We start from the raw sequence: 9,836 nt of genomic DNA, 5'->3' as shown, positions 1-9,836 counted from the left end.
TTGTTCCGATGCCTGAGGTTAACAGCTCGTCGCGAAAGTTAACAGCCCCAAGGGGCCATTTTGAAACCGTCTCTAAGCACAAAAGCGTCGATCAGCGCTGAGGCAACTGCGCGGCCCACTCGCGCCTGCAAAATTGCCTCAAGCTGCGCACGTTTGATGAACGTCGAGTCGGAATTCTCTTTCGATGTGTTCAGCAAGACGTGCCAAAGCAACATACCGTCATGCGCCGACCAACCGGCAGCTCCTCGGTCATCGCTTTCGTTGGAAAAGATGTCTTGGATCAACCTGGACATCACATCTGGGCGGCACTGCGGGATTGAAAACAGCTCGTCGTATCGGATAACTTCGACTAAGACCTCGAAGACCCTGTGTGGATACGGTGGAAACATGTTTTCAAAGCTGTTGAACGGTTCGACATCGTAAAGAGCTGCGAGGTGCGTTGTTGCTTCATGTACTTCTTGCTCTAACGCCCTCGGTTTCCCGGTTAAACGCTTTTTCCCGAGCGCTTGCAACGCAAGCCGGTAAAGGTGCCCTAACGGCAGCGACCGATCTAGCTTTCGACCCATATTGTCGGGCCTCGGGTGCAGCCTAACTCGCTGGACCATTATGTCGTAGCGAGGATGGAGCACAGCGTCAATCAGCTTCATCGCGAGCGTATCGCCCAGTAATGTCAATGGGTGCGACACACATCTTCCTAGCATGCCACCGAGTTCGTGCGGTTCAAGGGGAAGCTCATCGCCTACTAGCGATAGTGGCAAACCTTTGCTGGTGAAAAAACTGACCGCATGAGCGAACGTAACGTCTCTCGGCAGAATCTGCTCTCGCGGTGCCATTGCGGGATCCCGGTGCTCAATGTGAGTCAATGCAATTCGGATGGCGCGAACCCAACGCTGATCGTCGCATTGTACGGGGGACACATTCCCTCCCTGCCAAAGGGCATTGCGGAGTACATGTGCAACGGTGAAATATGGCTCTAGCGGTTGGTTTCCCAACATCGAGGCGAAACCCGCTTCTTTCGCCGTCGCGCCAAGTTCATCACTTATCTGCCCATTCAGCGGCGATTCAGTGACCACGGGCGCGTTCTCGACGCCTTGGAAGCATGCGCGAATCGCTTGCTGGGTTTCTTCAAACTGTTCGAACCCGCTCTCGTGGGTACCTTGTTTGACTGCGATATCAACGGCCCCTTTGAGGCGTTCAAAACGGGGAAATGCATGCCGCACTCTTTTCATATCTGTCGATGATGGCGTCCGGACCGCGCCGAGTATTCTTGCCGATTTTGCCGACGAAAACTTGCTATGCAGATGCGATTCATCGATAAGCACAAGGACCATCGGGAATCGTCAGCGCACGGCGAAGCTTCGAACTATGGCTGTCATTGTGGGAGTCCATAAGACGCCCACCTGTAGCGGGGCCACTTGAGCTTACATCGCGCGCGATCGATTTCAGATCTTTTTTAAGGTTGCGGCAAGTGACGCAATGCTCTTGTTGGCTTGAGCAACTTTCTTTTGCCGCTCCTTCCGTTCCAGCATTTCATCTAGGATCAGCTCGATGCCTATCTTTACCACTGGAAATGCGTCAAGACACTCTTCATCGGAAAGCGTATGCACCCCGACACTCATGATGCTGTAGATATTGCGATTTTCGACGAGGAACGTTGGCAGCCCGTCTCTGAGTAATCGAATCTTTTCATCCATGCGTGCGTTCCGAAAGACTTCTTCGTCCCAATTCGCTTGCTGGGAGGCGTCACCTTTCGCGTCATCGATGAGGCTTTCGAAGACCCGTCTGAGGTAAACGAATGCACCGGCTCCAACGCCATGCGACGCCAGACCGACACCACGCGTCAGTTCCCGATATCGGTCCTTACCAAGCAACGCTCGATATTTCTGTAGATCTGGCGTGTCTAGATCGGCCATCGAGGGATACTGACCAATCTTCTCTAACACACCTTGATGCGACCGAAAAATAAAAACGAGTTGGTGCGAGAAGTCTCGCGAGCAACCAAACGAAAGATTGAAAAGATAATTCTTTCCGTGATGGTGCTCGCGATAGTCTGTCTTGTCCATTCGATGAAAGACGGAATGGCGGCCACAACCTTCACAGTAGCAGTCCAGCGTTCCTTTGTAATGTTCAATGCCAAAAAACGGGTTAGAAGCGTCCTTGTCGAACTCGAACTTCTTGTACAACGGAACAGATAGACAGAAAGCTTGCGGTGTCGGCAAGCCATCGTCAGCTTCATTTTCGTCAAGTTCTTCGTCGCTCATGGGCATGTTTCCGCCTCGGCGTGTTGTTCGTTCCGGGTTGTGTCTGCAAGTGGGGCGTCAGCTAATGTACCGCAAACTTCAGGTCGGAGTTGAGCCCTCTGGACATCATGCGCCCCCATTTTAGCAACGCCCGAACCTCGCCTTCGTCCGTTCATCGAGCGCGTCCATTTCGGCAAGCGTTTCGTCCCGGGTAGGTTCCCGCAACAGTTACCGGGTCGTTCGGTATTTGTGCTCGCAAATCCAAGTGACAGAAGCACCTCGTAAGCAGCCGGTTAGATACCGACGAGGCAAGCGTCTCTAAGGGGTCAGACAGCGCCCGCTGATGTCTAGCTCAGACTGGATCTCCCTTCAATTGAAAGGAGATAGTCATGAAGGCGACTAACGAAGGACGTTCGAGGGTGCCGTGGAACAAGGGCCGGCTCACGGGACAGAAGCCTCCGCTGAAGCTCAAGGAAATCTGGGCGATTTGTATCCGGCTCCAGCTTTCGGCGCGGGTCCGCGACCTTGCGATTTTCAATCTTGCAATCGACAGCAAACTGCGTGCATGCGATCTGACCCGGTTGCGGGTCTGCGACGTTTGTCATGGACACCACGTCGCCAGCCGGGCGACGATCATGCAGCAGAAAACGCAACGGCCGGTTCAGTTCGAGATTACCGAGCAGACTCGAGACAGCATCGAGGCATGGATCAAGGTGGCAACGCTGACGCCGGCCGACTTCGTGTTCCCAAGCCGGCTCCACCACTCCCCGCACATCTCGACGCGTCAATATTCGCGCCTGGTGCATCGGTGGGTCGCGTCGATTGGGCTGGATGACACCGCGTACGGCACCCATACTATGCGCCGGACGAAGGCGTCGCTGATTTATCGCCGCACGAAGAACCTCCGTGCCGTTCAGTTGCTCCTCGGCCATACCAAGCTTGAGAGCACAGTACGGTACCTTGGTATCGAGGTTGACGATGCGCTCGAGATGGCGGAGCAGACTGAAGTTTGAACGCAGGCACTACCGGATGGCGATCGACCAATGGTCGCTGTCCGGCCATCAGCAGTCAGTCATCCAATGCCAATGATGGACACTCGAATGGCGCATCCAATTACATAAGGGTCATTCACGTCTACGTTGAGGCAGGACCAGTCCATCTTTGACCGCGCAAAATACCCGCTCGTGACACTGGTAGACGACGTGCCCGTTATAGATGGCAAGCAGCTCACGGTTGTTGCGCAAAAATTGAACATCAATCGGCTTAAGGGGCAGCGACTTTTGATCAGCAAGCACCTGGTCCAGGAACTCGGGATGCGCCTTGCCGTCCAGAAGCGTACGAGGATCGGCAAAAATATAGGTTATGAAAGCATTCCGACGCAGATTGAAGGAAAATGCCATATGCGGGCCATTGGCAATCGGCTGACTATATCCCCGGTCAGGAAGCAGGCAGCTTTCGTGATCATATTCACAGACCCAGACGGCTAGATAATTGTCCCGGTCTTCAAATAATTTTTTTATGATTTGATCAAAAAAATTGGGCTGCCCGCTTTCCAACGGCACGAGCAACATGAACAGAATGCGCAGCCATTCGAGATACTGTACATTGCTTATCCCGAGTTCCGAACATCGGTGCGCTTGATGCGGCTTCCTTCCATCAACAATGCGCCGGTACATTCTGAGTAGCTCTGGATTTGTCGGGTCGTGTGCGGCAAGACCAGGAAACGTGTTGATGATCTTTACAACTGAGAACGGATTTCTCACGAAGTTAAGAAGTTTGGCGGAAAACAGATCGATGATTTCGGTCTTTATGTCTTTGTTGTTTGCCTTGAGCTTATCTAGAAGATTGCTGGTATGCGTTGCAACATGGCCTTCGTACTTTTGAAATAATGCTTCAAAATTAAACCGCCTATCGCCATTTCCCGTTACATCAAAACTGAAAATATCCGAGGCAGACAAATTTTTGCTGATAGGATTTCCGTTCGGTTTTTCAAGAGCAAGTTCGTAATTTTCTCGGTCGACAAGTTTGAACGAATAAATGCGCTTATTTTTATCATCAGCCTCGGGATTGGCGGCGTTGAGCCTCTGCTCGGCCTGGGTGACAAAATGTTGATTTTTGGTGTCGTTTTCGAACATGCTGCGTCCCTTGGTTGGCTCGGGCGTTGGTCAGACCAAGCGCTGAAGAAGCTTGGCGAGATCAGGCTCCGTAGCGGCCGCCCGCACAACGGCGTCTAACCTCGGGGTCAAACAATACCGTTCATTCTAGCCGCCGCGTTCTGTATGACCGATCACACGTGGAAGTAGCCATTAGACAGATCGCTGATTAGCCGACCGTTCAGGGTCGATCTGCGCCGGTCGCACGTCACAGAGCGGCGGCCGGCCGTGTTCGGCCACGAGGCGTCGTTCGTCTCATGCGTGAGGCTGACTCTCGAGTGACGGCTGCAGAACAATTACAGCTCGCTCGCGTGCCGGTAGTGCACGGAGCCCCATCAGCAGAAGCGATCATTCGCCGGATTTCTTAAAACCCTCTAAGATGTCCGCTCTGTCATAGATGCCGACTACTCGGCGCGGCATCGAAAAGTGGCGACGTGTCGAACCGCAAGTAGCGTTCTCCATGTGCGTAAATTTCGAAATGTCGTGGCAGCTAAAATAACGCGAGGCAGGGAGCAGACTCTTCAGCACGGAGCGCGCTCGCCCGCATCATCGACACTCGTCACTTTCTGGCAATAGGAGTGGACATGGCAATTCCTTTCATTTACCTTTATATATGGCACTAGCAGAAGAAAAATTAACGTCGATCGCCGACCAGCTCAAAAAGGGCGTTGCGCCTCCGCGAGAGACAGTGAGATCATTCTTGCTATGGTTTGACGCTGAGCGAAGGAGCTATCGTATAGTCAACAACATTCGCATCGCGCTCAAACGTCATGGGCTTGTGACGAAGCCAGACTTCGACGTAATGTGGCTCGATGCAAGCATCAGTTTCGAATTATCGAAAGATGGTGATTCGGGCGTCGCCCCATCTGCTGACCCAACATATCGGGTCGGACGGATAGACGCTGCAAATAAAGTGCTCGTCTCCGTCACTCCTGATTCAACACTACAGCAAGCAACGACGCTGATGCTTGCCAATGATTTCTCGCAGCTACCCGTGATGACTGGACCAAGAGACGTCAAAGGCGCAGTGAGTTGGAAAACTATCGGTGCTCGTCTGGCGTTGAAACGGCCATGTGCAAAGGTGAGGGATTGTATGGAATCAGCGCACGTGGTGTCGGCCGACGACTCCTTAGGTACAGTAATTTCGAAGATCGCCGTGCACGACTATGTTTTGGTCCAGGCTAAAGATCGACAAATTACCGGAATCGTCACCGCCAGCGATCTCAATGCGCAGTTTCAGTCACTCGCTGATCCCTTTTTGCTGGTTGGGGAAATCGAAAGCGGAGTTCGGTTGCTGCTGCACGGGAAGTTTACGGTCGAAGACCTTAAATCAGCGAAGGCGCCCGGTGACGACGGACGTGCCATTCAGTCACCAAGCGACCTTACATTTGGAGAATATGTCCGATTGCTAGAGCCGGAGTCGCGATGGCAACAATTGAAGTTGGAGGTTGATCGCGTCACTTTCCTGGAGCAGCTTTCGAGAGTTAGAGAAATCCGTAACGACGTGATGCATTTCGATCCGGATGGTCTTGACCTTAGTGACCTGGTTTTCCTTCGAGAATTTGCAGGATTTTTGAAGCGCCTTCGGGATGTCGGCGCAATTTGATGTTGTGGTTTCGTTGCAACTGAGAAAGAGTATGCATTAAGGTAAATCCGATCTGCAACGAGCAAGTCTATCTATTCGGAGAAGATAACTAATGAGAAAAATGAATGCCGTTGACGTGAAAGCGGATTTCTTGGATAGCTTGGTTTCTTTGGAAAATCTTTACATAACGACAAACTCGGCATTAACTTTAGACAGCCAACGTTCGTTCCTGGTTGAAAATTCCCTCTTGGCGGCGGCTGTGCTTTGGGAGGGTTTTATAAGTGATCTTTTGGTAGCTTACATCAATCGAGACTCCACTCGGTTTGCCGTTCACCTCGAAGATTCGTTAAAGCAAGGGCTTACCAGAAAACAAACAACAATTCTGGAAAAGTACGGACGGTTAACCATTCCGGTTCATCTTAAAAAAGACGAAATTCAAGATCTTGTCGATGGAAACGGCAATAATATAACCTTCAGCAACTTCGGTGCCCTTGTCGATCAAACGAAGAGTTGGCTGGTGTCGGTTGACGCGGACAGGTTCAGGAATCGGAGCGCGAGAGAGAAGGCCGTTGTGAATTCGCTCATTGCTGTTAGAAATCAAGTGGCACATCGAAGCGAGCGGTCGCATAAAGCGATGAATGACGCTCTAGCTGTTGGCGCCCTTCATCCAACAGGGCTTAAGAGGGGGCAGAAAAATGTCAATCACGTTGGCGCCTATCTGAAGGCAATAGTGACCGCGCAGAACGTGACGCGTCTGCAAGTTTTTCTTAGCGAACTTCGGACCGTTGCTGCGGCCCTCTGAGCAGAGGAAGGCGCTCGCAGCGTTCGCGCCACGTTGATCGCGTAGGTATGTCGGCTCTTCGGCAAATAGATGAAGAAGCGTTCTGTGTGCGCGAGTCGACGAACGGCGGCTGTAGCTCGAAAGCCGCCTTCGAGTTCGAGTTGGTTCGACAGGCCACAACGGGTCGGGGTGAGCCGGTCACGGGCCGCCGGGACCGTGGCTTGCCGAGTCTGGCTGCGGATTCAACCGGTCAACGCAACAGCGTGATGGAATGCGGTCGAACGTCGATCAATTCCCCCGGTGTCGCCCGTGGCATTGCCATAACAGTATCCCAGTGTCAGGTTGCGTCACTCAGATCGTCCGGCGCGCGAGCATGGTGCGGATCTCCCCGATCGCCTTGGCCGGATTCAGGCCTTTGGGGCAGACGTCCGTACAGTTCAGTATCGTCCGACACCGGAAGAGGCGATACGGATCGTCAAGATTGTCCAGCCGCTCACCCGTACCCTCGTCGCGGGAATCGACCAGAAAGCGATAGGCCTGCAGGAGCCCGGCAGGACCGACATATTTATCGGGATTCCACCAGTACGAGGGACATGCGCTGGAACAGCACGCGCACAAGATGCACTCGTACAGACCGTCGAGCTGATCGCGTTCCTCGGGCGTCTGGCGCCTTTCCCTCTCCGGCGGGGGCGTGTCGTTGATCAGGTAGGGCTTGATCGAGTGGTATTGCTTGAAGAACGCGGTCATGTCCACGATCAGGTCGCGAACGACCGGCAACCCGGGCAGCGGACGCAGGACCGTGTGGCGGGGAAGGTCGTTGAGGTTGGCGATGCAGGCGAGCCCGTTCTTGCGGTTGATGTTCATTGCATCCGAGCCGCACACGCCTTCACGGCACGAACGCCGAAAGCTGAGCGTCTCGTCCCGTGCCTTGAGCCGGACAAGGACATCCAGCAACATCCTGTCAGTAGAGGGCACCTCGATCTCGTACGTTTGCATGTACGGCTTGGGATCCCGGTCTGGATCGTAGCGGAATATTTCAAACGTCCTTGTTTCACTCACGATGTTCCTCCTTTGTGGAACGGATCGCGTATCCGACGCGCGCTCGCTATCTCCCCGTCACTTCGTTCCTGTCGATTGAAGACCGACGGCATTCCAGACGGAGCATCCGGTCACCCGCGCGCCCCATTCATTGTTCGTCTTGGTCGGGCGCCCCAACACTAGCAACCATGGCCGTTCTGCGAAAAATTGGGCGCAATGTGGAAAACGGGTCGGATCTATTTCGCCGGAGGTGCTGCGGCAGTCACATCGCGTCATAGATCACTCGCTCTCGCTGTATCGAGAGGAAATCGGAGGGATTTGCTCCACGTCGACATACTCATATATATCACGCCATGATATAAATAGATACTTGCGATGATGGCTTGGAGCCGGCTGGGCCGTGCTCCTTGAATCTTTGAGTAGTCGACGGGTGCGGTAATGGCGTTGCGAGTTTGTACCGGCTCGATATGGAAAAAGCAGGCGTAATGGTGCGCCCCGCATGACATTCACGAGGAGGACACGTGACATCACCGGAAAATTCCTCGCTTGCGAGTCCTTTAAGAACCGACGTGCTGATTGTCGGTGCAGGTCCCGTGGGCCTTTTCGCTGCGTTCGAGGCAGGCGTGATCGGCCTCTCGTGCCGGATCGTTGACGGGATCGAGCGCCCCGGTGGCCAGTGCATCGCACTATATCCGGACAAGCCGATCTACGATATCCCCGGCATACCATCGTGCACTGCACGCGATCTTGTCGATCGCCTCGTAGAGCAATGCCGGCCCTTCGATCCTCCGATGCATCTCGGTCAGCGTATTGAGACGCTGGATCCGCTCGAGGGCGGTCGATGGCTTGCTCGCACCGACAAAGGGTCTGCGTTTGACACCGCGGCGATCTTGATTGCTGCAGGCAACGGAGAGTTTGTGCCGCAACGGCTGGCACTCGATGAGGCGGCGTTCCTTGAAGGCCGGTATATCCATTACAGCGTTTCCGACGTGAACGGCTTTGCCGGAAAAACCGTCGTGGTCGCGGGCGGTGGCGACTCGGCGCTCGACTGGGCGCTGGCGCTGCGCTCGGTCGCGCGGCGCGTCACGCTCGTTCATCGACGGAACGGCTTCAGCGCGACGGACTCGAGCATCGCTCGGTTACAGCAGGCGGTCGCGGCGGGCGAGATGGATTTCGTGGTTGGCACGATTGCTGGGCTGAATGCGCCCGGGGGGACACTCGAATCGATCGAGGTTCGCAAGATTGGTGGCTCGGTGTGCCTCGACGCAGATCAATTGCTCGTGCTCTACGGACTTGTTGCGGATCTCGGTCCGATCACCAACTGGGGGATCGCCGTACAGGCCGGACGGATCGTCGTTGATACGTCGTACTACGAAAGCTCACGGCCAGGCATCTTCGCGGCAGGCGACATCGCCAGCTACCCGAACAAGCAGAAGTTGATCCTATCCGGGTTTCATGAGGCATCGCTCGCGCTGCGCAAAGCATACGTCTATGCGTTTCCCGACAAGAAGCGTGTGCATGTGCACTCGAGCTACGATGCAAAGCTCGCCGAGCGTGTGGCCGCCGTTCATCCCTCGCGGGGCGCCCGGGATTTCACCGCGCTTTAGAGACATGGATCGACCTAGGCGCGACGGGGAAGGCGACGAATCAAGCATCGTGTCGGCGGTGTTAAACGCGTCGTCACTCGTCCAAAGCAGGACGCAATAGGCCTCGAATGACAACAACGGTGCCCAGCCGCCGCGGATGTTTTGCTTGGTTGAGCGAGAGGCCGGAGTACCTTGGAAGCTGCCGTTGAGGTTTCGCCGGGTCGAGGGGCTGAAATGGGTGGAACTGGGACGGCCAACCCTGCTGTGAAATCGTGTTTCCGATTTGCTCGACTCTTGCATTGCAGCATGCAATGAGGGTATCAACCAGCAAATGTGGATACCGTTGTTGGGTAGCACGCCACTTACGTCAATCTAGTGCGCGGCGACAATCATTTTGGCCGGTATAGCGACAGAGGTTTTGGCCGGTGGGGAGAAGTCGGAGGCGGCGTAGCC

8 protein-coding genes are annotated in these 9,836 nt (G+C 54.4%); 4 read left to right on the top strand and 4 right to left on the bottom strand.

Annotation, left to right across the window (positions count from 1 at the left end; genetic code table 11):
* Positions 1–38: 38 nt before the first annotated feature.
* Positions 39–1,331: a hypothetical protein gene (locus tag DIE23_RS38425; RefSeq protein ID WP_124618054.1), complete on the bottom strand. Its 1,293-nt coding sequence runs from the start codon at positions 1,329–1,331 to the stop codon at positions 39–41.
* Positions 1,332–1,442: 111 nt separating this feature from the next.
* Complete coding sequence (locus DIE23_RS38420; RefSeq protein ID WP_124618052.1) at positions 1,443–2,261, bottom strand: short-chain dehydrogenase; 819 nt, start codon at positions 2,259–2,261, stop codon at positions 1,443–1,445.
* A 368-nt stretch (positions 2,262–2,629) separates the two neighbouring features.
* Here DIE23_RS38420 and DIE23_RS38415 point away from each other — a divergent pair, with 368 nt between their 5' ends.
* Positions 2,630–3,253: a tyrosine-type recombinase/integrase gene (locus DIE23_RS38415; RefSeq protein ID WP_124618051.1), complete on the top strand. Its 624-nt coding sequence runs from the start codon at positions 2,630–2,632 to the stop codon at positions 3,251–3,253.
* A 111-nt stretch (positions 3,254–3,364) separates the two neighbouring features.
* Here DIE23_RS38415 and DIE23_RS38410 read toward each other — a convergent pair whose 3' ends face one another.
* Positions 3,365–4,375, bottom strand: coding sequence for a hypothetical protein (locus tag DIE23_RS38410; protein ID WP_124618049.1), 1,011 nt, complete (start codon positions 4,373–4,375; stop codon positions 3,365–3,367).
* Between the two features lie 631 nt (positions 4,376–5,006).
* Here DIE23_RS38410 and DIE23_RS38405 point away from each other — a divergent pair.
* A complete protein-coding gene (locus DIE23_RS38405; protein WP_221623389.1) occupies positions 5,007–5,999 on the top strand; it encodes a CBS domain-containing protein in 993 nt (330 codons plus the stop codon).
* A 91-nt stretch (positions 6,000–6,090) separates the two neighbouring features.
* Positions 6,091–6,780 carry a HEPN domain-containing protein gene (locus tag DIE23_RS38400; protein WP_124618047.1) on the top strand — a complete coding sequence of 230 codons (690 nt, stop codon included), beginning with the start codon at positions 6,091–6,093 and terminating at the stop codon, positions 6,778–6,780.
* Between the two features lie 330 nt (positions 6,781–7,110).
* On the opposite strand, the gene DIE23_RS38395 is transcribed toward DIE23_RS38400, so the two are convergent.
* The gene (locus DIE23_RS38395; protein ID WP_057929540.1) at positions 7,111–7,818 is read right to left on the bottom strand and encodes a succinate dehydrogenase iron-sulfur subunit; all 708 of its coding nucleotides are present in this window, start codon (positions 7,816–7,818) and stop codon (positions 7,111–7,113) included.
* A 500-nt stretch (positions 7,819–8,318) separates the two neighbouring features.
* On the opposite strand from DIE23_RS38395, the gene DIE23_RS38390 reads away from it, so the two are divergent.
* On the top strand, positions 8,319–9,404 hold the full coding sequence (locus DIE23_RS38390; RefSeq protein WP_124618045.1) for an NAD(P)/FAD-dependent oxidoreductase: 1,086 nt from the start codon (positions 8,319–8,321) through the stop codon (positions 9,402–9,404).
* Positions 9,405–9,836: the final 432 nt, after the last annotated feature.

It is taken from the genome of Burkholderia sp. Bp9143 (genome assembly GCF_003853645.1).
Classification (GTDB): domain Bacteria; phylum Pseudomonadota; class Gammaproteobacteria; order Burkholderiales; family Burkholderiaceae; genus Burkholderia.
Note: the sequence above shows the minus strand (reverse complement) of the source record. Positions and strands in the feature narration are given on the sequence as shown.

Coding starts and splice junctions, on each gene's coding strand:
- DIE23_RS38420 (WP_124618052.1), bottom strand. CDS start 2,261: ATGAGCGACGAAGAACTTGACGAAAATGAAGCTGACGATGGCTTGCCG.
- DIE23_RS38425 (WP_124618054.1), bottom strand. CDS start 1,331: ATGGTCCTTGTGCTTATCGATGAATCGCATCTGCATAGCAAGTTTTCG.
- DIE23_RS38410 (WP_124618049.1), bottom strand. CDS start 4,375: ATGTTCGAAAACGACACCAAAAATCAACATTTTGTCACCCAGGCCGAG.
- DIE23_RS38400 (WP_124618047.1), top strand. CDS start 6,091: ATGAGAAAAATGAATGCCGTTGACGTGAAAGCGGATTTCTTGGATAGC.
- DIE23_RS38415 (WP_124618051.1), top strand. CDS start 2,630: ATGAAGGCGACTAACGAAGGACGTTCGAGGGTGCCGTGGAACAAGGGC.
- DIE23_RS38405 (WP_221623389.1), top strand. CDS start 5,007: ATGGCACTAGCAGAAGAAAAATTAACGTCGATCGCCGACCAGCTCAAA.